The 22,522-nt window shown below is 64.0% G+C and carries 22 protein-coding genes and 1 pseudogene; 8 read left to right on the top strand and 15 right to left on the bottom strand.

Translation table 11 applies throughout. The annotated features are described in order from the left end of the window. From CF161_RS13845 to CF161_RS13800, 10 genes are all read right to left on the bottom strand, one after another. Positions 1 to 297, bottom strand: a 297-nt coding sequence (locus CF161_RS13845) for a DEAD/DEAH box helicase (RefSeq protein ID WP_020297212.1), incomplete at its 3' end; no start/stop codon positions are given. Between the two features lie 100 nt (positions 298 to 397). Continuing rightward, the gene (locus tag CF161_RS13840) at positions 398 to 1,162 is read right to left on the bottom strand and encodes an ABC transporter ATP-binding protein (RefSeq protein WP_020297211.1); all 765 of its coding nucleotides are present in this window, start codon (positions 1,160 to 1,162) and stop codon (positions 398 to 400) included. 13 nt (positions 1,163 to 1,175) lie between these two features. Then, the gene (locus tag CF161_RS13835) at positions 1,176 to 2,294 is read right to left on the bottom strand and encodes a succinylglutamate desuccinylase/aspartoacylase family protein (protein WP_020297210.1); all 1,119 of its coding nucleotides are present in this window, start codon (positions 2,292 to 2,294) and stop codon (positions 1,176 to 1,178) included. Positions 2,295 to 2,303: 9 nt separating this feature from the next. Then, complete coding sequence (locus CF161_RS13830) at positions 2,304 to 3,014, bottom strand: ABC transporter permease (RefSeq protein ID WP_020297209.1); 711 nt, start codon at positions 3,012 to 3,014, stop codon at positions 2,304 to 2,306. Next, positions 3,011 to 3,739 (bottom strand): ABC transporter permease, encoded by a 729-nt coding sequence (locus tag CF161_RS13825; protein ID WP_020297208.1) that lies wholly within the window; start codon positions 3,737 to 3,739, stop codon positions 3,011 to 3,013. Before CF161_RS13825 ends, CF161_RS13830 begins: the two co-directional genes overlap by 4 nt. Before the next feature lie 55 nt (positions 3,740 to 3,794). Then, positions 3,795 to 4,577: a transporter substrate-binding domain-containing protein gene (locus CF161_RS13820; RefSeq protein ID WP_020297207.1), complete on the bottom strand. Its 783-nt coding sequence runs from the start codon at positions 4,575 to 4,577 to the stop codon at positions 3,795 to 3,797. 215 nt (positions 4,578 to 4,792) lie between these two features. Next, the gene (locus CF161_RS13815; protein ID WP_020297206.1) at positions 4,793 to 6,472 is read right to left on the bottom strand and encodes an ATP-dependent DNA ligase; all 1,680 of its coding nucleotides are present in this window, start codon (positions 6,470 to 6,472) and stop codon (positions 4,793 to 4,795) included. After that, positions 6,469 to 7,500, bottom strand: coding sequence for a ligase-associated DNA damage response exonuclease (locus CF161_RS13810; RefSeq protein WP_020297205.1), 1,032 nt, complete (start codon positions 7,498 to 7,500; stop codon positions 6,469 to 6,471). Before CF161_RS13810 ends, CF161_RS13815 begins: the two co-directional genes overlap by 4 nt. 135 nt (positions 7,501 to 7,635) lie before the next feature. After that, a complete protein-coding gene (locus CF161_RS13805) occupies positions 7,636 to 10,065 on the bottom strand; it encodes a penicillin acylase family protein (RefSeq protein WP_020297204.1) in 2,430 nt (809 codons plus the stop codon). Between the two features lie 177 nt (positions 10,066 to 10,242). Then, positions 10,243 to 10,881: a glutathione binding-like protein gene (locus tag CF161_RS13800; RefSeq protein ID WP_020297203.1), complete on the bottom strand. Its 639-nt coding sequence runs from the start codon at positions 10,879 to 10,881 to the stop codon at positions 10,243 to 10,245. A gap of 145 nt (positions 10,882 to 11,026) precedes the next feature. On the opposite strand from CF161_RS13800, the gene CF161_RS13795 reads away from it, so the two are divergent. Then, a complete protein-coding gene (locus tag CF161_RS13795) occupies positions 11,027 to 11,575 on the top strand; it encodes a cysteine hydrolase family protein (RefSeq protein ID WP_020297202.1) in 549 nt (182 codons plus the stop codon). Positions 11,576 to 11,646: 71 nt separating this feature from the next. On the opposite strand, the gene CF161_RS32245 is transcribed toward CF161_RS13795, so the two are convergent. The 4 genes from CF161_RS32245 to CF161_RS13775 form a co-directional block, all read right to left on the bottom strand. Next, complete coding sequence (locus tag CF161_RS32245; RefSeq protein WP_043229401.1) at positions 11,647 to 11,859, bottom strand: SEC-C metal-binding domain-containing protein; 213 nt, start codon at positions 11,857 to 11,859, stop codon at positions 11,647 to 11,649. Between the two features lie 5 nt (positions 11,860 to 11,864). Then, positions 11,865 to 12,350: an LEA type 2 family protein gene (locus CF161_RS13785; protein WP_043229400.1), complete on the bottom strand. Its 486-nt coding sequence runs from the start codon at positions 12,348 to 12,350 to the stop codon at positions 11,865 to 11,867. 72 nt (positions 12,351 to 12,422) lie between these two features. Beyond that, positions 12,423 to 12,899: a YchJ family protein gene (locus CF161_RS13780; protein ID WP_043229396.1), complete on the bottom strand. Its 477-nt coding sequence runs from the start codon at positions 12,897 to 12,899 to the stop codon at positions 12,423 to 12,425. A 4-nt stretch (positions 12,900 to 12,903) separates the two neighbouring features. After that, positions 12,904 to 13,401: a DUF6231 family protein gene (locus CF161_RS13775; RefSeq protein ID WP_020297198.1), complete on the bottom strand. Its 498-nt coding sequence runs from the start codon at positions 13,399 to 13,401 to the stop codon at positions 12,904 to 12,906. A 193-nt stretch (positions 13,402 to 13,594) separates the two neighbouring features. Between CF161_RS13775 and CF161_RS13770 the strand changes: the two genes are divergently transcribed. From CF161_RS13770 to CF161_RS13760, 3 genes are all read left to right on the top strand, one after another. Continuing rightward, positions 13,595 to 14,287 carry an OmpA family protein gene (locus CF161_RS13770; RefSeq protein ID WP_043229394.1) on the top strand — a complete coding sequence of 231 codons (693 nt, stop codon included), beginning with the start codon at positions 13,595 to 13,597 and terminating at the stop codon, positions 14,285 to 14,287. A gap of 198 nt (positions 14,288 to 14,485) precedes the next feature. Continuing rightward, entirely contained in the window at positions 14,486 to 14,764 is a 279-nt protein-coding gene (locus CF161_RS13765) for a DUF1145 domain-containing protein (RefSeq protein WP_020297196.1), read from the top strand. Then, complete coding sequence (locus CF161_RS13760; protein ID WP_020297195.1) at positions 14,757 to 15,515, top strand: hypothetical protein; 759 nt, start codon at positions 14,757 to 14,759, stop codon at positions 15,513 to 15,515. Before CF161_RS13765 ends, CF161_RS13760 begins: the two co-directional genes overlap by 8 nt. Positions 15,516 to 15,593: 78 nt before the next feature. Here the strand turns inward: CF161_RS13760 and CF161_RS13755 are convergent, their stop codons facing one another. Continuing rightward, positions 15,594 to 16,058 (bottom strand): CopD family protein, encoded by a 465-nt coding sequence (locus CF161_RS13755; protein ID WP_020297194.1) that lies wholly within the window; start codon positions 16,056 to 16,058, stop codon positions 15,594 to 15,596. A 98-nt stretch (positions 16,059 to 16,156) separates the two neighbouring features. Between CF161_RS13755 and dinG the strand changes: the two genes are divergently transcribed. From dinG to CF161_RS33260, 4 genes and pseudogenes are all read left to right on the top strand, one after another. After that, positions 16,157 to 18,301 carry an ATP-dependent DNA helicase DinG gene (gene dinG / locus CF161_RS13750; protein WP_020297193.1) on the top strand — a complete coding sequence of 715 codons (2,145 nt, stop codon included), beginning with the start codon at positions 16,157 to 16,159 and terminating at the stop codon, positions 18,299 to 18,301. Positions 18,302 to 18,394: 93 nt separating this feature from the next. Continuing rightward, positions 18,395 to 20,824: a hydrolase gene (locus CF161_RS13745; protein ID WP_020297192.1), complete on the top strand. Its 2,430-nt coding sequence runs from the start codon at positions 18,395 to 18,397 to the stop codon at positions 20,822 to 20,824. 176 nt (positions 20,825 to 21,000) lie between these two features. Further along, positions 21,001 to 22,146: a serine hydrolase domain-containing protein gene (locus tag CF161_RS13740; protein ID WP_020297191.1), complete on the top strand. Its 1,146-nt coding sequence runs from the start codon at positions 21,001 to 21,003 to the stop codon at positions 22,144 to 22,146. A gap of 139 nt (positions 22,147 to 22,285) precedes the next feature. Continuing rightward, positions 22,286 to 22,522 (top strand): annotated as a pseudogene (locus CF161_RS33260) (OmpA family protein); the annotation flags it as partial.

Here is a 22,522-nt window from a genome sequence, read left to right as displayed (position 1 = left end):
CAGCGCACGGGCGCTGTCGGCGGCCAGGGCGCGCATCGGGGTGATCCAGAGCACGGTCAGCGGGGGCGCCACGGGCTTGCGTCGGCGTGGAGCATCGCCGGTGCCGGGGGCGGTGGAGCTGGCGTAGCGATTGAGCGCGGCAAACCACAGGGCGTAGGTTTTACCGGCGCCGGTGTTGGCGTGCAGCACCCCCGACTGGCCACGCTTGACCGCCGCCCACACGGCCTTTTGAAAGGTGAAGGGCTTCCAGCCTTGGGTGTTGAACCATTGGTGTGCGTAGTCGCAGGTCTTGGCCATGCCGGGGCGTGCGCTCTGAACTTCCTGATTCAGAGACCGCGGGAGCGGGCGACTAGTTTAATCGCGTTGGCCGTGGCGCCGCTCAAGGCGGCGCCCCCGGTTACTTGAGGTTGCCGCTGAGGAACTGCTGCAAGCGTTCGCTTTTCGGATGGCCCAGCACGTCTTCCGGGGTGCCTTCTTCTTCCACCAGGCCCTTGTGCAGAAACAGCACCTGGCTCGAAACCTTGCGCGCAAAGCTCATTTCGTGGGTGACCATGATCATGGTCCGGCCTTCTTCGGCCAGGCCCTGGATCACTTTCAGCACTTCGCCCACCAGCTCCGGGTCCAGGGCCGAGGTCGGTTCGTCGAACAGCATCACTTCCGGTTCCATGGCCAGGGCGCGGGCGATGGCCACCCGCTGTTGTTGGCCGCCCGAGAGAAACGCCGGGTACTGATCGGCCACCCGCGCCGGCAGCCCGACTTTGTCCAGGTAGCGCCGGGCACGGTCTTCGGCGTCCTTTTTACTCACCCCCAGCACCCGGCGCGGGGCCATGGTGATGTTTTCCAGCACGGTCATGTGGCTCCACAGGTTGAAGTGCTGGAACACCATGGCCAGCCGGGTGCGGATCCGTTGCAGCTCGTCATCGTCGGCCACGCGCATGCCGTGGCGGTCGCTGACCATGCGGATCTGCTGGCCGTCCAGGCTCATGGCGCCGTCGTCGGGGGTTTCCAGAAAGTTGATGCAGCGCAGGAAGGTGCTTTTGCCCGAGCCGCTGGCGCCGATCAGGCTGATCACGTCGCCGGTCCTGGCCTTGAGCGAAACGCCTTTGAGCACTTCGTTGTCGCCGTAGCACTTGTGCAGGCCTTCGATGGTTAGTTTGTACATGGAGCGAACATCCTCAAGGCGAAAGTAGGTAGCCGCTGCGATAGGCTTCGCGGCCGGCGACATGGGCGATGACCATGCCGGCGGTGGCCATGCGCCGCAGCGAACGGGCATACAGCAGCCCGGCGTGGCGACAATGAATCGGGGTTACCCGGTCGTGGATCGGGTCGATGACTTGCGCCACCAGTTGCCCGGCTTCCAGGTACTCCCCCGGCAAGGCGGTGAACACCAGCAGGCCGCCGACCGGGGTCGTCACCGGTTCGACGCCTGCCAGGGGCGTGGCCGGGTAGGGCAGCTCGGGCAAGGGTGGCGCCTCGCCGGCAATGGCGCCGTGGTGGGTCAGGTAATCCAGCAGGGCCTGGCAGTCGAGGCTGGCCAGGCCGTGGTTGACGTCGCCCTGGCCGCGCAGTTCGAGGGTCACGGAAAAACTGCCCTGGGGGATCGCGAAACGTTCGCCGAAGCGCTGCTGCAACTGCCACCAGAGCAGGGTGAAGCATTCGTCGAACGACTGTCCGCCAGAGTCGGTGGCCAGCAGGCTGGCCTCGGCGCCGATGTAGCGCGCCAGGGGCTCGACCTGCTCCCAGGCTTCGGGGGTGGTGTAGAGGTGGGCCACGGCTTCGAAGTCGCAGTGCAGGTCGAGCACCATATCGGCGTCGCAGGCCAGGCGTTGCAGGGTCAGGCGCTGGGATTGCAGCTGGGTGGTCGCGCTGTGCAGGTCCAGGGCCTGGCGCAGGCTGGCGCGGATCAGTTCCAGGTTGAGTTGCGGGTCGTCACCCAACTGCCCTTCGAGGGCGTTGCCCAGCTGTTCGCCAAGGTCGACGAACCCACGGTTGAAGTTCTGCCCGCTTTCCAGCTCGTAGCGCCCCAGGGGCACGTCCATCAGCACCTGCTCCAGGCCCACCGGGTTGGCCACCGGCACCAGGACGATTTCACTGAGCAGCTGGCCGGCGGCTTCGAGCTCCGCCAGGCGCAGTTTCAGGTGCCAGGCCACCAGCATGCCGGGCATTTCATCGGCGTGCAGGGACGCCTGGATATAGATTTTGCCGGCGGCGTGCTGCGGCCCGAAGTGGAAGCTGTGGATCTGCCGCGCAGTGCCGGGCAGCGGGGCGAGCAAGTCGTGGATCTGGTGGCGCATGTGCAAGTCCTAGTGGGTCGGCCCGAGGAAGGCCAGCCAGCGACGTTCGGCCAGGCGGAACAGGCCGACCAGGGCGAAGGTCACGCAGAGGTAGATCACCGCTGCAATCCCGAACGACTGGAAGGTCAGGAAGGTGGCCGAGTTGGCATCGCGCGCGACTTTCAGCACATCCGGGATGGTCGCGGTGAAGGCCACGGTGGTGGAGTGCAGCATCAGGATCACTTCGTTGCTGTAGTAGGGCAGCGAGCGGCGCAGGGCCGAGGGCATGATCACGTAGGCATACAGCTTCCAGCCGCTGAGGCCATAGGCCTTGGCCGCCTCGACTTCGCCGTGGGCCATGCTGCGGATCGCCCCGGCGAAGATCTCCGTGGTGTAGGCGCAGGTGTTGAGGGCGAAGGCGAGGATGGTGCAGTTCATGGCATCGCGAAAGAACGCATCCAGCACCGGCTGCGCGCGGATCGCGGCAATGCTGTAGATCCCGGTGTAGCAGATCAGCAGCTGGATATAGAGCGGGGTGCCGCGAAACAGGTAGGTGTAGAACTGCACCGGCCAGCGGATGTAACGCTTGGGCGAAACCCGGGCGATGGACAGCGGGATCGACACCAGGAAACCGATGCAGATCGAGGCGCTGAGCAGCCACATGGTCATGGCCAGCCCGGTGATGTTGTAGCCGTCGCTGTAGAGGAACGGCCGCCAGTATTCCTGCAGGAGTTCGATCATCGTACGGCCTCCCGGGAACCGGCGGCGTAGCGGCGTTCGAGCCAGCGCAGGACGACGTTCGAGGCGCTGGTGATCAACAGGTAGATCAGCGCCGCGATGACCAGGAAGTAGAACAGCTGGTAGGTGCTCTTGCCCGCATCCTGGGCAGCCTTGACCAGGTCGGCCAGGCCGATGATCGAGACCAGCGCGGTGGCCTTGAGCATCACCATCCAGTTATTGCCGATGCCCGGCAGGGCGAAACGCATCATTTGCGGAAACACCACGAAGCGAAAGCGCTGGCCGCGCTTGAGGCCATAGGCGGTGGCGGCTTCGACCTGGCCCCGGGGCACGGCGAGGATCGCGCCGCGAAAGGTTTCGGTGAAGTAGGCGCCGTAGATAAAGCCCAGGGTGATGACCCCGGCGCTGAATGGGTTGATTTCGATGTATTCCCATTCCATCAAGTCGGTGAAGGAGGTCAGCCAGGTTTGCAGGCTGTAGAAAATCAGCAGCATCAGCACCAGGTCCGGCACCCCGCGAATCAGCGTGGTGTAGAGCTGGGCCGGGACCCGCAGCAGGGCCAGGCTGGAGAGTTTGGCGCTGGCGCCGATCAGGCCGAGCAGGACGGCGACCAACAGCGACAACACGGACAGCTTGATGGTCATCCAGGTGCCTTCCAGCAGCAGGGGGCCGAAACCCTTCAGGCTGAAGGCGGAAAGCCCTAGGGTTTGCAAGAATTCTTCGAACATAAATCAGGGACCTGTGGCGATAAAAAAGCGCCCATCGAAGATGGGCGCCAGAGCATTACTTACCGCTGTAGAGATTCAGGTCGCCGAAGTGCTTTTTCTGGATGGTGGCGTAGGTGCCATCATCGTGTAACGCTTTGATACCTTTATCGAGGAGGGCCTTGAGGTCTTTGTTACCTTTCGAGATGCCGACGGCGGTCTTGGCTGGCAGCAATGGGCTGTCCACCGGCTTGCTGACTTCGTAATCCGCGCCTTGTGGCGACTTGAGGAAGCCCAGTTCGGCTTGCAGCATGTCCTGGATCGACGCATCGAGACGCCCGGAGATCAGGTCGGCGTAGACCTGGTCCTGGTTCTGGTAGGCCTGGGTCTTGACCCCGGCCTTGTCCAGCACGGCCTTGGCGTAGGCTTCCTGGATGGTGCCTTGCTCGTAGCCGACGGTCTTGCCCTTGAGGGAAGCGAGGTCTTCGCTCAGGCCTGCGCCTTTTTTGAACACGAAGGAGGTCGGGCCGGAGAACAGTTCGTTGGAGAAGTCGATGACCTTTTCACGGGCCGGGGTGACGGTCATGGAAGAGATCACACCGTCGAATTTGTTGGCTTTGAGGCCAGGGATCATGCCGTCGAAGTCACTTTCTACCCATTTGCACTTGACCTTGAGCTCGGCGCAGATCGCATTCCCGAGGTCGATATCGAAGCCCACCAGGCTGCCGTCGGCGGCTTTGGATTCAAAGGGGGCATAGGAGGGGTCGACGCCAAAACGCAGTTCTTTGTATTCCTTGGCCAGCGCGGAACCGGCGGCCATGCAGAGAGCCAGTGCAGAAAGGGTCAGCAATGCTTTTTTCATTATTCAATCCCTAAAAACCAATATGAGCGCTTGTGGCGCATGGGTACTGTTACTGGAATGCAGCAGACTTAATGAAAGTAGCAATTTCCGAACCAGAGTCCCGAACAAGTGTTTTAAAAGGTGGCACGAGTGGTTTGCCGGTGCGACCCGTGCGCCGAAATCGGGCATGCGTCCGGCGCTGCATCAATAAGGTGCAAACCGCGGCTGACAGGGGTTCAGCCCAATAGATCCTGGAGGGTGGCGAGGCTGTCGGCGTCTTCGACGCGCTTGTCCTGGCGCCAGCGCAGCATGCGCGGGAAGCGCACGGCAATCCCGCTTTTATGGCGCTTGGACAGGGCGATGCCCTCGAATCCCAGCTCGAACACCAGGCTTGGGGTAACACTGCTCACCGGGCCGAACTTCTCGACTGTGGTCTTGCGCACGATGCTGTCGACTTTGCGCATCTCTTCATCGGTCAGCCCGGAATAGGCCTTGGCAAACGGCACCAGGTTGCGCTCGCTGGCGCCGGGCGGGCCATCCCACACGGCAAAGGTGTAATCGCTGTAGAGACTGGCGCGCCGGCCATGGCCGCGCTGGGCGTAAATCAGCACCGCATCGACGCTGAACGGCTCGACCTTCCACTTCCACCACACGCCCATGTCCTTGGTCCGGCCCACCCCATAGAGCGCATCGCGGGCCTTGAGCATCATGCCCTCCACCCCCAGGCTGCGGGACGTATCGCGCTGGCGCGCCAGGTCGAACCAGTCCCGGCCCTGCACAACCTCGGAGGACAACAGCAGCGGGCTGGCGCAATCCTTGATCAACTGCTCGAGTTGGCTGCGGCGCTGCGCCTGGGGCTGGTTGCGCCAGTCCTGGCCTTGCCACTCCAGTAGGTCGTAGGCCAGCAGCACCACCGGGGCGTCGGCGAGGATCTTCTTGCTCACATTGCGTCGACCAATGCGCTGTTGCAGCAGGGCAAAGGGCTGCACTGACGGGGCCGGCACCGCGCCGGGCACGGCGTTATCCGGCGCGGGCGCTTTCCAGACCACGATCTCGCCGTCGATGACCGTGCCATCCGGCAGGCGCTGGCCCAGGACCAGCAGTTCGGGAAAGCGTTCGGTGACCAGCTCTTCGCCCCGGGACCAGATCCACAGCCGGCCCTCGCGCTTGACCAGTTGCGCGCGGATGCCATCCCACTTCCATTCCACTTGCCAGTCGCTGACCGGACCCAGCAGCGCCTCGAAGTTTTCCACCGGCTGGGCCAGGGCGTGCGCCAGGAAAAACGGGTAAGGCTGGCCACCGCGTTGTGCGTGCTCATCGGCCGACTCCGGGGCGATCAGCTTGAGGTAGCTGGCGGCGTCGGGGTGGTGCGCCAAATCGGTGTAGCCCACCAGGCGCTGCGCCACCCGTTTGCTGTCGAGCCCGGCCATGGCCGCCAGGGCCCGGGTCACCAGCAGTTTGGAGACGCCGACGCGAAAGCTGCCGGTGATCAACTTGATGCACAGCATCAGGCTTGGCCGGTCCAGTTGCGCCCAGAGTCGGGGCAGTTGTGCGGCCAGGGTCTCGGCCGGTGCGCCGCGCAAGGGCAGGAGTTTGTCCTCGATCCACCGGGCCAGGCCTTCGTTCGAGCCATGGGGGGATTCGGGCAGCACCAGGGAGATGGTTTCCGCGAGGTCGCCAACGGCCTGGTAGCTTTCTTCGAACAGCCAGGGCTCAAGCCCGGACAGGGTCATGGCCAGCTCGCGCAGGGTGCGGGTCGGCACCAGTTGCCGGGGCCGGCCGCCGGACAGAAAGTACACCGCCCAGGCCGCATCTTCCGGCGCCGCCTGGGCGAAGTAGGCCTGCATGGCGGCCAGTTTGGCGTTGCTCGAGGTGGTGGCGTCCAGGTCGGCGTAGAGGCTGGCAAAGGCTTTCATGGCGCGCCCTCGGTGGCGGGTTCCGGGGTGGGGTTGTCGTCTTCGTCATCGCCGTATTCGGTGCTGAAGCCCTGGGCGTCCAGGCCCTGCTCGCACAGGTAACGCACCAGCACCGCGACTGAGCCGTGGGTCACCAGCACCCGTTGCGCGCCGGTCTGTTGGATGGCCCACAGCAGCCCGGGCCAGTCGGCATGGTCAGACAGCACAAAACCGCGATCGACGCCGCGCCGCCGGCGGGTGCCACGCAGGCGCATCCAGCCGCTGGCAAAGGCATCGCTGTAGTCGCCAAAGCGCCGCATCCAGCTGCTGCCGCCGGCCGAGGGCGGGGCCAGTACCAGTGCCTGGCGCATCAGCGGGTCGTTCTTGTCGACATCGCCGGCGTACAGGGTCGGCGGCAGATGGACGCCACCTGCGCGATACACCTGGTTCAGTGGCTCCACCGCGCCGTGGACCAGGATCGGCCCGAGGCCGGCATCGATGCCGTGGAGAATGCGCTGGGCTTTGCCGAACGAGTAACAGAACAACACGCTGGCCTTGCCGGCGGCGATGTTGCCCTGCCACCACTGATTGATCTCGGCAAAGATTTCGGCCTGCGGCTGCCAGCGATAAATCGGCAGGCCAAAGGTCGACTCGGTAATAAAGGTATGGCACCGCACCGGCTCGAACGGCGCGCAGGTGCCATCGGGCTCGACCTTGTAGTCACCGGAGGCGACCCAGACTTCGCCGCGGTATTCCAGGCGCACCTGGGCCGAGCCCAGCACATGGCTGGCGGGGTGAAAACTCAAGGTCACGCCGTGGTGCAGCAGGCGTTCGCCGTAGTCGAGGGTTTGCAGGTTGATGGCCGGGCCCAGGCGCGAGCGCAGGATGCCTGCCCCCGGGGTTGCGGCCAGGTAATGCTGATTGCCGCCGCGGGCATGGTCGCCATGGGCGTGGGTAATCACGGCGCGCTCGACCGGGCGCCAGGGGTCGATATAGAAATCCCCGGCCGTGCAGTACAAACCTTCAGGGCGCGCAATCACAAGGTCCATGGAAAGTGCCAGGAGCAGTGGGCTTGCTAAGTAGGAGGCGGGCGGCGCGGGAGAAGTTCGATCGAGTATGGGGGGAGGGCGTGGCTCAAGGCCGGACGCCCGCCCGGCATTGGAATGCCGGGCGGGCAGGGCGGCTTACTTGCCGGGGACCAGGGTCAGGCGGGTCTTGCCGTAGCTGCGCTCGAAGTTCTGCGGTTGCAGCGGCAGGCTCAGGTACTGGCCCTTGAGCCACGGGTCGATGGCGTTGGCGTAGTGCGGGCTGGCCGGGTTGCCGGACTGGCCGCTGCTGTTGACGCCCATCAGCGGCTCGCTCTGACCGAAGTCGACGATAAAGCGCAGTGCGGGCGTGTCGGTCACCGCGAAGTCCTGGCCCCAGCGGTAGGCGCCGCCGTTCAGGGTGCTGTGGTCGCCGCCCATTTGCAGTGGGCCACGGATGGTTTGGCCGCTGCTGTTGGTCCAGCTGTAGCTGTGCAACTTACCCCACTGCCAGGCTTTGCGGTCAGCGCCGAGCTGGGTTTCGCCAGCGCTGATGGCGGCGGCCAGGCTGCGGGCGAGGATTGCCGGCTTGTCTTCCTTTTGCGCGGTGCGCGAGTCATCCCAGAACGGGCTGTCTTCTTCGCCGAGCAGGTGCGCGGCCTGGGCCGAGTAGGACAATGTGCCGTTGGCGACAAAGGCTTTCCAGGTGGCGCTGGTGGATGGGCCGAGCTTGTCGAGGAAGATCTGCTTGGCGCTTTCCTGGAGGAACAGCTCGTAGATCGCCGCATCCGCCGAGCCGGCGCTGAGCTTGCCATCAAACGCCAGCAAGCGGCTGTAGGCTTCGCGCGCTTTGCTGCGGTCGGCTTCAGGCAGGGCGTCGATGGCTTTTTTCAGCGGCTGGGACATGCCCGGCGCTTCGAACATTTTCTTCAGCTTGGCGGCAAAGGTGGTGCCCTGGTCGTATTGCAGGGCGATCAGGCTGCGGCTGTCCTGCTTGCCGCTGGAGGCCAGTTGCGCCATGCGCTCGCCGCGCTCCGGGGCGTGCCAGGAGTTGGACAGTTGCATGCCGTAGCCCTGGGTGATGATCCGCTGGTTGGCGGTGCCGAGCCAGCCCTGGGCCGGGTCCTGGTCGTAGGGGTGGAGCATCGGGTCGGCGTAACCGTCCCAGTCGTAGCGCCCGTCCCAGCCTGGCGAAGGCAGCAGGCCCTGGCCTTCACGGCGGTTGGGGAAGCGCCCGGTGACTTGCCAGCCGATATTGCTGGCATCGGCGAACACCATGTTCAGCGCGATGGCGCGGATCTCGCGGCTGGCATCCGAGGCCTTCTCGACGTTTTGCGCCCGGGACAGGTCGAAGAACGCGTCCAGGCTCTTGTCGTCCTTGAGGTCCGGCATCTGTAGGGCCAAACCGTAGCCGCTGGCGAGGGTTGTGCCCTGGCCGCTGTTGAGCAGGGGCCCGTGGCGGGTTTCGTACACGGCTTCGCGAATCGGCCGTTGGCCTTTGACGAAAAAGGTCTCGTTGCGCACGCCGGCCGGCTGCCATTTGCCGCCCGCCAGGTAGTACAGGGCGTTGCCCTGGAACTTGAGTTTTTCCAGGAACAGGTCCTGGTTGTCGCCGTTGACTGCGCTCAGGCTCCAGGCCACCTTGCCGTTGAAGCCCTGGATTATCGCCGGCAGGCCGGCAATCGAAGCGCCGGCTGCCTGGTACTTCGGTGCGCGGATCTGCACGTAGTTCCAGGCCTGCATGTGGCTGTCGGCGGCCAGCAGGCTGCGGCCACTGCGGCTGCGCTGCGGGGCGATGGCCAGGTTGCTGGCGCTGGTGATGCCCAGCGGGTTGAGCGCGCTCAGGCGCTCGGCGGCCCCGCTGATTTGCGCCAGGCCCGGCACATTGAGGGCGATGCCCTTGAGTTTTTCTGCCTCGGCAAATGGCAGCGGCTCGTCCGGGTAGCTTGGGGTCAGCCAGGCCAGCTTGTCGGCGCCGACTTTCTGCGCCAGTACCAGGGCGTTGATTTCTTCTTGCAGGTTGGCCGACTGGCCGAAATTCAGCAGGCAAAAGATCAGCGCCGAATCTTCGGGTTTCCAGTACTCAGGCTTGTAGCCGGTGGCCGCGAGGTCCGGCGGCAGCTTGTCGCGGTAGCGGAACAGGTAGGCGTTGACGCCGCGGGCATAGACCTCGAAGAAGCGTTTGATGCGTGGCGAGGAGGCTTTGTACAGCTCGTCGGCGCTCTTTTTCAGGTTGACGCTGCGCATCAGGCGGTCGACGTCCAGCACTTCGGCGCCGGACATTTCTGCCAGGCGGCCCTGGGCCAGCAGGCGCAGGGTCACCATTTGATGGATGCGGTCGCTGGCGTGCACGTACCCCAGGGTAAACAGCGCATCGTGGAAGCTGTTGCTCTCGATCAGCGGCATGCCCATGGCATTGCGCCGCACCGAAACGTTCTGCGCCAGGCCCTTGAGCGGCTGCACGCCGGAGGAGGGGGGCACGGTGTCCTGGGTGTTCCATGACTGGCAACCGGCCAGGCTGAGAACGCCGGCCACTGCCGCGGCAACGCCGAACCGGGGAAGAAAATGTGTGAGGGCTGGCGAGGCCATGGCAAAGCTCCTGCGGGGGTAGCGTCAATAAAGGCGCTACGTTAGTGAGCAGGCGAGTGCCGCGCAAGCCGGGGCAGCGGGTATTTGTGCTTTGCCGGGCAAATAGCGATCGAAGGCAGGCGCGTCTGGGTTCAGCGGGACGCGGCCTGCCGGCAATGGGGCGATTGCGCCGGGGTATCAGCTCGGGTTGACCCGCTGCACGATGGCATAGGCGCGTTCGGTGGCGGGTCGCGCCTGGATGCGGTTGAACCAGCGCTGCACATGGGGGAAGTCCTCCAGGTGCTGGCTCTGCTTCTTGTAGGAAGCGATCCAGGGATAGATCGCCATGTCGGCAATGCTGTACTCGCTGCCGGCAACGAAGTCGCGGTCGGCCAGGCGCCGGTCCAGCACCCCATACAGGCGCGCGGTTTCGTCGATGTAGCGCTTGATCGCGTAGGGGACTTTCTCCGGGGCGGCGTGGCTGAAGTGATGGTTCTGGCCCGCCATCGGCCCCAGCCCGCCCATTTGCCAGAACAGCCACTGCAGGGCCTCCTGGCGTCCGCGCAGGTCCTTGGGCAGGAACTGCCCGGTCTTTTCTGCGAGGTACAAAAGGATCGCCCCGGACTCGAACAGCGACAGCGGCGCGCCGCCATCCTCGGGCTGGTGATCGACAATCGCCGGGATCCGGTTGTTGGGGGCGATCTTGAGAAAGTCCGGTTTGAACTGTTCGCCCTGGCCGATATTCACCGGGTGAACTTCATAGGGCAGGCCGGCTTCTTCGAGGAACAGTGAAATCTTGTGGCCGTTGGGGGTGGTCCAGTAATACAGGTCGATCATGGAGCTCTCCAGCTGGGACGGGTCTTCAAATAGGGACAGCAAACAATGGCATTAGGTCGTCCTGTTAGCGCGCGTCGGCTTGCCTGTAAGAGGAGGTGATGCTGAAGTGCGCAGAATTCAATGGCCCAACCCGGAGAAAACCAGCATGGAGCTCGATGCCAACGCAGCGCTGATTCTGATCGACCAGCAACAGGGGATCCTTCACCCCAAGCTCGGCCCGCGCAACAATCCCCAGGCCGAGGAGCGCATGGCCGAGCTTCTGGCCAGGTGGCGCCAAGCCGCGCGCCCGGTGATCCACGTGCAGCATCTGTCCCGTTCGCCGGATTCGGTGTTCTGGCCCGAGCAATCGGGGGTGGAGTTCCAGCCGCAGTTTGTGCCGGGAGTTGGTGAGGGGTTGATTCAGAAACAGGTGCCGGATGCATTCTCGGGCACCGGGCTGGAAGGGTTATTGCGCAAGGCGGGGATCGGGCAATTGGTCATCGTCGGCGTGGCCACCCACAACTCGGTGGAGGCAACGGCGCGTACCGCGGGCAATCTGGGGTTTGCGACCTGGGTGGTCGAGGACGCCTGCTACACCTTCGACAAACTCGACTTCTTTGGTCGGCCGCGTTCGGCGCATGAGGTGCACGGGATGTCCCTGGGTAACCTGCACGGCGAATATGCCACCGTGATCAATAGCGCTGAGCTTCTATAAAAGCCCGGTAACCATGACCACACGGTGCGGGTCGCACCGCGTGGTCATGGCTGCACAGGGGGATCAGTGCATCAAGCGCCGTGGCACTTCTTGAACTTCTTGCTGCTGCCGCATGGGCATGGGTCGTTGCGACCGACGTCTTTCAGGGTATTGCGCACCGGTTCCTGGGGCGCATGGTTGCAATGCGGACCGTGTACATGGCCATGGTCGTGATCATGAGCGTGGTGGTCATGATCGTGATCGTGGTTGCAGTCAGGGCCATGGACATGGGGTTGCTGGGTCATCGGTGTCACTCCGGAATAAAATCGCCGGGAATTATCTCGCCATTGCGCTTCAGGTGCACGTCATAGCCGATGAATAATCCGGTTTCCAACTCGCCTTCCAGGCGATAGGGGATGGGTTGTCGCGGGTTGCGCAGCAATTTCACCACATCGCGCACCTGAGGCCAGAGGTTGGTGCGCACCGCCACCTTGAAATAACCGCTGCTTTTGGGGCCCACGGTAAACCAGTGTTCGTGCTCGCCCTCGGCCAGCAGCAGGCGGTCGAGGTGGATCCGGTACGACAGGTGGCGCACCGTGAGGTCGGAGTCGTTGGGGTTGTCGACGCGAAACAGCAGGCGAAAGCGCTGCTCCAGCATATTGGCGCGAATCACTTCGACCTTGACCAGGTGCACCTGGGGATCGACGGTGTCATCGACGAACCAGGACGCGCACCCCGAGAGGCCTAGCACCCAAAGCAGGCTGATTGTCCTTAATACGCGCAGCTCAGAAACCATGCCATTACTCCGTTTGAACTCCCAGTCTAGCAACCGTGGGCGCGGGGTAAGGGGTGGGTTACGGTCAGGGGCTCAAGGGGTGAGGTAGCTGGCGCAGCATTTCTTGTATTTCTGCCCGCTGGCGCAAGGGCAGGCGTCGTTGCGGCCGGCCTTGAACCCGACTGTCGGGTCGATGAAGTACCAGTGGCCGTTGTTCTGTACGAACGAGGAGCGCTCGCGGTGGCTGTGCTCGCCGTTGCTGTCATGCCAGCGCGCGGTGAAGGTGACGAAGGCGTGTTCGGGCTGGCCGCCGAAGACTTCGGAGCTTTCCACCTCCAGCCCGAGCCAGGTGCTTTGAGCACTCCAGTCGCTGATGGCCTGGCGGTCGAGGCCGGCCTGCTGCACCGGCAGGGTGGTGGCCACCAGGTAGTCCACCAGGCCCAGGACATAGGCGCTGTAGCGCGAACGCATCAGCGCTTCGGCACAGGGGGCCGGATGGCCGGCGTGGTAATGGCCGCAGCAGGCATCCAGCAGGGTGCCGCTACCACAAGGACAAATCGACATACTCATTGCGTTACCACCAATACTTTCCGAAGTTTTCCGGGTTGGCCCAGAACCGTGAGTTGAGCCAGTCCGGCACTTGCTTGTATTCAAGCAGATCGTAGGTAAACAGGGTCAGCACCTGCTCCTCACGCTGGAAGCGTTCGCTGGCCTGCAATGCCAGGGAGAAGAAGTCCGTTTCCTGCCAGCCGCAGGCCGCCAGGTCGGCCAGTACCGCAATGCGGCTGGCGTTGAGGTTGCGGATCCCGCCGAGCAGGTTCAGGCCATCGCGCTTGGGCAGGTGTTCCAGGCAATCGACCACCACCGCCAGGTCGAAACGGCGTGCCGCCAGTTCCGCCGGCAAGGGGCCGGGCGCGGTTTGGGCAACCTGGCAGTCGGGGTGCGCCTGCTTGAAGGCGGCGAGGGCCGGGAAGTCGCTGGCGCCGATCAGCAGCAGGTGTTGTGGGGCATAGCGGTCCAGCAGCGCCGCCAGGGCTTGCTGGGGCGTGCGCGAAGAAATACCAGCAGTCATCGAAGATCCTCAATCAGAACTGCAGAGACTAGCGCGCCCGAACGCCCGGGCCTAGAGCGCTTGTCTCGAAATAGCCCAAGCCCCCAACAAATACAGGACCCAAACCGCCATGGCCTATTGCTGGCGCAGATTAAAAGCGCGGTCTTTACTCCCTGAATCGGCTCCGGGCCGATCCCCTACGGAGAACACCTTGATGAGCATAGTTCGCACAGCACTACCCTTGGTTCTGCTAACCAGTGTGTTGACTGGTTGCGCAGGTTTGCAGAAAACCGACTGGCCGACCTGTGCCGCCGTCGGGGGTGTCACCGGTGCGGCGCTCGGTGCGACCGAAAGCGCGTCCTGGGCCGGCGGTGGCGCCTTGGTGGTAGGCGGCCTGGCCGGTGCCTATTGCTGGGTGCACGGCGATGGCGACGAAGACGGCGACGGCGTGCCGGACAGCCGCGACAAGTGCCCGCACACGCCTAAAGGCGTGCCGGTCGATGCCAATGGCTGCCCACCGGTTCCGGTGGCGGTGGTCGAAGAGGTCGTAGTGGTCAAGGAAGAAACCATCGTCATCCGCGATGTGCACTTCGAGTTCGACTCGGCCAGGCTGACCGGTGCCGATAAAACCAAGCTCGACACCATCGCCACACGCCTGAAGCAGGAAGCCGCGTCGGCGCAACTGCGCGTGACCGGGCACACCGACAGTGTTGGTAGTGATGCCTATAACCTGCGGCTTTCGGAGAAACGTGCGCATTCGGTAACCGATTACCTGATCAACGCCGGCGTGCCACGCAGCAGCTTCGTCTCGGTGTCCGGTGCCGGTGAAAGTCAGCCCGTGGCCGACAACAAAACCGCTGAAGGTCGCGCCCTGAACCGGCGCACGGAAATCAAGATCAACCGCTGATCCTTCTATATAAGCAGCCTTGCCCCTTGGTGGCCGTGATGGCGGCTATCCAGGGGCTTTCCCCTGTTTGGTGCCCCCCGCAGCGGTTTGCCGCTGGTCCTTGACCCTGTATGTCGAAGAATTTTTTCCAGGCGCTGGCTAATTCCCGGGATTAGTCGTTACTGTGCGCGCAAAGAAAAATTCACATAGGGGGAGCGTATGAAGGTCTTTTGGGGGCTGGGGAAAATCTTGACCCTGGTGTTCTGGCTGGTGGTGCTGATCAACCTGGCCAAGCCGTTGATCAATCCGCTGCATTTATTGGTCAATCTGGCGGGCAGCCTGCTGTTGCTCACCCATTTGCTGGAGCTGGTGCTGTTCAACGGCAGCCTCAAAGGTCGCAGCAACCCTTGGCGGGATCGCCTGCAGATCCTGTTGGTGGGGATTTTTCATCTGCAAGGCATCCCCCATTCGCCCCGCCTGGAGGCCGATCATGCGTAAATTCTGCCTGCTGGCGCTGCTGTGCAGCCCCCTGGCCGTGGCCCAAGTGGTGACGGTGGAAACCAACTCCCTGATGCGCTTGCCCAACACCACCAGCACCCTGCAACTGGAGCGCCTGGAGGTGTCCGACTACGGCACCTTGTTGATCCCGTCCAATGTCACCGAGCTTCAGGTCGGTGAGCTGCGCCTGGGCCGTGAGGCTCGGATCGCCATTGTCCCCGCCGAACAGGCATTGCAACTGAAGGTGCGGCATGCCGAGCTGGAACCGGGCAGCCAGATCACCTCGCGCGGTGCCCCGGGCACTTATCAAAAACCGGCCAAGGCCGGGCGCAATCTTGCGTTGCGCATTGAATCGCTGAATGGCCCGGAGTTGTCGGTGGATGCCCGTGGCGGTGCCGGGGCTCCGGGGTTTGTCGGCCTGGATGGGGCCAACGGCCAGGAACCGGGCTGCACCTGGGGCCAGGCCGGGCGCGGTGCCGATGGCGACAACGGCGGCGATGGCCGTCCGGGCGCGCCGGGGGCACAGGTTCGGGTGGAACTGCCCCGTGACTATCCGGCCGAGCAGATCAAGGTCGTGGTCGATGGCGGCGCTGGCGGTCTGGCGGGGCCTGCGGGCAAGCCGGGCGCGGGTGGCAAGTCCAAGGGCTGCTACGTCTATCGTGCCGACGGTGGCAAGAGTGGCCGCCCGGGAGCTGAAGGCCAGCCGGGGCCCGCAGGGCCAGCGGGTTCGGTGACGCTGCAGCGGTTGTAAGGCAGGCGCGCGCCTGCCAGGGCGTTAATCCGGGCCGGTACGTTTCCTTACACGTACCGGCCCGTTTTCGTACCGGCCCTAGAACATCGGCCGCGCCGCAGCCAAGGCCACCAGCACCAGGCCGATAATCAGGTTGCAGCCCACCAGGCGGCGGATCTTGCCCAGAGCCGCAGCGCCTGCCGGCCAGTCCTCGGCCACCACCGCGTTACGCAGCTCCGGCAACTGCAGCGACTGGATGCGGATAAACAGCGCGGTCATCACCAGGTACAGGCCGATCATCACCTGCACATAACGCGGTGCGGTCTCGAAGCCGTTGAAGCGCAGCTGGATCAGGCCGACGCCGCTGATCGGCAAAACCACCACCGCGACCCAGACCCAGACAAAAAAACGCTGAAACACTTGTATCCAGAGCTTCAGGCGCGCCGGGCCTTCAAGTGCCGCCCCAGCCGCCGGACGCAACACCATCCAGGCGAAAAACATGCCGCCGACCCAGACCAGGGCCGCCAGGACATGCAGGGTGTAAGCAAGGGCAAAGGCTGTCATTCGGGTACTCCGTTCTGCGCGGGATGAATTAGCGGGTTATGATAGCGGCCGATCCGAACCACTGAAAATTTATCCAGCGTTTTTCGCGCCCAAAGACCATGATCAGCAACGAACTCAAAACCACGATCCAGGGCGCCTACTCGCGTTTTCTCGAAGCCAAGAGCCTCAAGCCGCGTTATGGCCAGCGCCTGATGATCGCCGAAGTGGCCAAGGTCCTTGGCGACATCGATACCGATGAAGAAGGTCGGCGCAGTGGCGACCCCGCCGTAGTGGCCGTGGAAGCCGGCACCGGTACCGGGAAAACCGTGGCCTACAGCCTGGCCGCCATCCCCACCGCCAAGGCCGCCGGCAAGCGCCTGGTGATCGCCACCGCGACCGTCGCCCTGCAGGAGCAGATCGTCTACAAAGACCTGCCCGACCTGATGCGCAACAGCGGGCTGAATTTCACCTTCTCCCTGGCCAAGGGCCGCGGGCGCTATATGTGCCTGTCCAAACTCGACATGCTGCTGCAGGAAGGCCACGCGCAAACCGCCACGGCCCAGTTGTTCGAGGAAGAAGGCTTCAAGATCGAAGTCGATGAAGCCAGCCAGAAGCTGTTCACCAGCATGATCGAGAAACTCGCCGGCAATAAATGGGACGGCGACCGCGACAGCTGGCCCACCGCCCTCGAAGACTCCGACTGGACGCGCCTGACCACCGATCACAGCCAGTGCACCAATCGCCATTGCCCGAACTTCGGCCAGTGCGCCTTCTACAAGGCCCGTGAAGGCATGGGCAAGGTCGACGTGATTGTCACCAACCACGACATGGTCCTGGCCGACCTGGCCCTGGGCGGTGGTGCCGTGCTGCCTGACCCGCGTGACACGCTGTACGTGTTCGACGAAGGTCACCACCTGCCGGACAAGGCCATCGGCCACTTCGCCCACTACACCCGTCTGCGTTCCACCGCCGATTGGCTGGAGCAGACCGCCAAGAACCTGACCAAGCTGCTGGCCCAGCATCCGCTGCCGGGCGACCTCGGCAAGCTGATCGAGCAGGTGCCGGAGCTGGCGCGGGAGATCAAGACCCAGCAGCAGTTCATGTTCACCGCCTGCGAACAACTGGCCGACTTCAAGACCGGCGAAGACATGGAGGGCCGCGAGCGGCCGCGCCATCGGTTTGTCGGTGGGGTCATCCCCGAGCACATGCGCGAGATGGGCATCGAGCTGAAGAAGGGCTTTTCGCGCCTGACCGACCTGTTCACCCGCCTCACCGACCTGCTCAAGGAAGGCATGGATGGCGAGGTCAATATCGGCATCGCCAGCAACCAGGCCGAAGAATGGTACCCACTGTTCGGCAGCCTGCTGTCCCGGGCCCAGGGCAACTGGGAGCTGTGGACCGCCTTCACCACCGAAGACCCGGAAGACAACCCGCCCATGGCCCGTTGGCTGACCCTGGCTGAAAGTGGCTCGTTGTTCGATATCGAGGTCAACGCCAGCCCGATCCTGGCGGCGGAAATGCTCCGGCGTAACCTGTGGAACGTGGCCTATGGCGCCTTGGTGACTTCGGCCACCCTGACGGCCCTCGGCACGTTCGATCGGTTCCGCATGCGCGCCGGCCTGCCGAAAAAAGCCGTGACCGCCGTGGTCCCCAGCCCCTTCCATCACGCCGATGCCGGCGTGCTGCGGGTCCCGGACCTCAAGGCCGACCCGCGGGACGCGCCGGCCCATACCGCGGCCATCATCCGCGACCTGCCGGAACTGGTGGAAGGCTCGCGCGGCACCCTGGTGCTGTTCTCCTCGCGCAAGCAAATGCAGGACGTGTTCGACGGCCTGGACCGCGACTGGCGCAAGCAAGTGTTCATTCAGGGCAACCTGTCGAAGCAGGAAACCCTGAACAAGCACAAGGCGCGGGTCGACGGTGGTGAATCCAGCGTCCTGTTCGGCCTGGCCAGCTTCGCCGAAGGCGTGGACTTGCCCGGGGCCTACTGCGAGCACGTGGTGATCGCCAAGATCCCGTTCTCGGTGCCGGATGATCCGGTTGAGGCCGCGCTGGCGGAGTGGATCGAGGCCCGGGGCGGCAATCCGTTCATGGAAATCTCGGTGCCCGATGCCTCGCTCAAGCTGGTCCAGGCCTGCGGTCGCCTGCTGCGTACCGAGCAGGACCGCGGCACCATCACCCTGTTGGACCGGCGCCTGGTCACCCAGCGCTACGGCAAGGCTATCCTCAATGCCTTGCCGCCGTTCCGGCGGGAAATTTCTTGAGCGCGGTCTGCTGATTTGCTTCCCGCGCTGTCTATTTCATGTCACCGATTCAACACCGGCCGTTTATCGGTCATTAGGGAGAACCTGGTTCATATGATTCGCCGTTCGTTGCCCGCCGTATTGGCTCTGATGTTCGCCGCGCCGCTGCTTGCCGCGCCTGCCGGACAGCAGACGCTGTTCAACTTTGTCCGGCCCGCGGCTGTGGTCCAGGTGACGACACAGGATGCCGGCCTGCCGCAATCCAACGCAGAGCAAACGGCCGAAGGTGAAGTGCTGCGGCGGGTCACCTTCAACCCGGCGGCGCAGCCGAGCCTGCGCCTGAGCCCGCAAAGTGGTGCCTGGGACTGGTCGCAATCGGGAATGATGAGCCTGCGCATCCAGAGCGCGATGAACTGGGCCCTGACCCTCTACGTGACAATCCAGAGCAATGACGGCAAGAGCCTGGTCAGCCGCATCGACCTGCCGGCCGGCCCGGCGCAAACCCTGTTGGTGCCTCTGGTGGCCAGTTCGCCGTTGAGCCAGGGCATGAAGGCCGGGCCGCCGATGCCGACGACCGTTGAAGGGCAGCGCATTCTGCTGGCCAGCAGCCAGGGTGAGCTGGATCGCAGTCAGGTGGTGTCGGTCACCCTGTCGATGGAACAACCCAAGGCCGCCCAGAGCATTCTGCTTGAGCGTTTCGGCGTGCAGGACGGCGAGGGCGTGGTCAAGGCGGTCTACGGTTCGCTGGTGGATGGCTACGGCCAGTCGACTCGCGCCCGCTGGCCGGAAAAAATCAGCAGCGACGATCAGTTGAAGAGCGCAGCGAGCAAGGAACAGCAGCAGCTCAAGACCTGGCTGGCCGAGCGCGAACGCAGTGCCCTGGACAAATTCGGCGGCTGGGACAAGGGTGCACCGTTCAAGGCCAGCGGGTTTTTCCGCACCGAGAAGCGTGACGGGCGCTGGTACCTGGTTACCCCCGAAGGCCATCCGTTTTATTCCCTGGGGGTCAATGCGGTCACGGCCGAGAACAGCCAGACCTATATAGCCGGCCGCGAATGGATGTTCCCGGCCCTGCCCAAGCCCGGTGAGCCCCTGGCCGGTTTTTACGGCGAGGGCGATAACCGTGGCGGCAACGGCGCCGACCAGGGCCGCGCTTTTAATAGCGGCCGCTGGTACGACTTTTATGCGGCCAACGTGCAGCGCACCTACGGCGTGCCGTGCGCAGCCGGCAGCGAAACCCAGCCCGGGAACGCCGATGCGGCCAAGGCCGAGGCCCGGCAGGCGCACCAGACTGCCGCGCCCGCCACTGCGCCGACCGCGCCGTGCGCCCCGGAGGCCCTGGATACAAAACGCTGGGTCAGCCACACCCAGGATCGCTTGCAGGCCTGGGGCTTCAACACCGTCGGTAACTGGAGCGCCTCGGCGCTTGAAGATAAAGCCCGGGTGCCTTACACCTTGCCGCTGTCGATCGTCGGCGACTACGCCAGCATCAGCACCGGCAGCGACTGGTGGGGCGGCATGCCCGACCCGTTCGACCCGCGTTTTGCCATGGCCACCGAGCGTGCGGTGGCCATCGCCGCCCGCGACCATCGGGATGACCCCTGGCTGATCGGCTACTTTGCCGACAACGAACTGGCCTGGGCCGGTCCTGGCGATGGCCCGAAAGCCCGCTATGCCCTGGCCTACGGCACCTTGCGCATGACCACCGACGTGCCGGCCAAACGGGCGTTCCTCAAGCAGTTGCGCGACAAATACCGTAACCAGGCCGGCCTGTCGAAGGCCTGGGGCATTGATCTGCCCGCCTGGGAGCTGATGGAAGACCCGGGTTTCGAGCCGCCGCTGCCAAACCCCGAGCACCCGGAAATCGAAGCCGACTTCAAATACTTCCAGAAGGTGTTTGCCGATACCTACTTCAAGACCATCTCCGATTCGCTGAAGTGGCATGCGCCGAACCACTTGCTGCTGGGCGGTCGTTTTGCCATCAGCACCCCGGAGGCCGTGACCTCCTGTGCCCAGTACTGCGACGTGTTGAGCTTCAACATGTACACCCTCAAGCCCCAGGACGGTTATGACTTCGCCCAACTGCGCAGCCTGGACAAGCCGGTACTGATCACCGAATTCAACTTCGGCTCCCGTGACCGTGGCCCGTTCTGGGGTGGCGTGACCGAATTGGCCCGTGAAGAAGATCGCGCGCCGGCCTATGCCAACTTCCTCAAGCAGGCGATCAGCGAGCCGTCGATTGTCGGTGTGCACTGGTTCCAGTACCTCGACCAGCCGGTGACCGGTCGCCTGCTGGATGGCGAGAATGGCCACTTCGGTCTGGTGGGCATCACCGACCTGCCGTTCCAGGGGTTCGTCGACAGTGTGCGCAAGAGCAACCTGCTGACCGTCAATCAGTTGGGCGCCGAGGTCGAAAAGGCCAAGGCTGAAGCCGACAAGGCTGCCGCTGCCGAAAGCCATGGTGGCGACGGCGGCAAAAAGGCTCACGACAGCAAGGAAGGCGCTGCCGGCCACGCAGGCGGGCATTCCGGCAACGGTCATTGATCACGAGGGGGCAGCTTGCAGGCTGCCCCTTTCGTATCCGCTGGCCCCTGGGCAAAACGCCTCGGGCGTCCCGGGTTCGCGCGAACTTGATCACCGGTGGCATCTGTTCCCAAAACCGCCTGGGGCTGAAACAATGCGCGCCACTTTGTAGAGCATGGGTTCGGAGGGAGTCACGGGTGCAGATTCAAGGTCATTACGAGCTTAAATTCGAGGCCGTGCGTGAAGCCTTCGCGGCCCTCTTTGAAGACCCCCAGGAGCGCGGCGCGGCGCTGTGCATTCAGGTCGGCGGTGAAACCGTGATCGACCTCTGGGCCGGTACTGCCGACAAGGACGGTGCCGAGGCCTGGCACAGCGACACCATTGCCAACCTGTTCTCCTGCACCAAGACCTTTACCGCAGTGACCGCGCTGCAACTGGTGGCCGAAGGCAAGCTCAAGCTGGACGCGCCGGTGGCGCAGTACTGGCCTGAATTCGCCGCCGCCGGCAAACAAGCCATCACCCTGCGTCAGTTGCTGTGCCATCAGGCCGGCCTGCCGGCGCTGCGCGAGATGCTCGCGCCGCAGGCGCTGTACGAATGGCAGACCATGGTTGACGCCCTGGCCGCGGAGCAACCCTGGTGGACGCCGGGTGAAGGTCATGGCTACGCCGCCATCACTTACGGCTGGCTGATCGGCGAATTGCTGCGCCGGGCCGATGGCCGGGGGCCAGGGGAGTCGATCGTGGCTCGCGTGGCCAAGCCATTGGGCCTGGATTTTCACGTCGGCCTGGCGGATTCGGAGTTCTACCGGGTGGCGCATATTGCCCGGGGCAAGGGCAATGTCGGTGATGCCGCGGCCCAGCGCCTGCTGCAGGTGACCCTGCGCGAACCCACGGCCATGACCACCCGGGCGTTTACCAATCCGCCGTCTATCATGACCAGCACCAACAAACCTGAGTGGCGACGCATGCAGCAGCCGGCGGCCAATGGGCATGGCAATGCCCGCAGCCTGGCCGGTTTCTACAGCGGCCTGCTCGATGGCAGCCTGCTGGAAGCGGACATGCTCGACGAGTTGACCCGTGAGCACAGCATTGGCATGGACAAGACCCTGCTGACCCAGACCCGTTTCGGCCTGGGCTGCATGCTGGACCAACCGGATGTGCCGAACGCGACCTTTGGCCTGGGTGCCCGGGCCTTTGGTCACCCGGGGGCGGGCGGCTCCAGCGGTTTTGCTGACCCGGAGCATGATGTGGCCTTCGGTTTTGTGACAAATACCCTGGGGCCTTATGTATTGATGGATCCGCGGGCGCAGAAGCTGGCGAGGGTTTTGTCGGATTGTCTGTAAAAAGGTTGCTGTTAAGAACTTTTTTGCTTAAACATGCTGGAATAGCTGCAAGGTGGAACCTTGTGGCTTTTATAATTTCCAAGCGTCTGTTTACGGGTCGTTCAGACCGTAATTATTTATCTCATTTTGTGGATATCCCATGTCGTCGAACAAGTCTTTAGCCCTGGCCATTTGCCTCACAGTTACCGGTTGTGCTCAAACGCCACAAAATGACGCAGAAGGTGGCCATTGGTGGTCGTTCGGTTCCGATAAGGCGACCAACAACAGCGCCGCAGAACCTGCACAAAAAGCACCGGTGGCTGCGGCCCCGGCTCCAGCTCCGGCGGCAAAACCTGCACCAGCAGCCCCAGCCGGCAAGGCCACGGCCGCTGCCAAG

This window comes from Pseudomonas sp. CF161 (assembly GCF_000416215.1).
Taxonomy (GTDB): Bacteria; Pseudomonadota; Gammaproteobacteria; order Pseudomonadales; family Pseudomonadaceae; genus Aquipseudomonas.
Note: the sequence above shows the minus strand (reverse complement) of the source record. Positions and strands in the feature narration are given on the sequence as shown.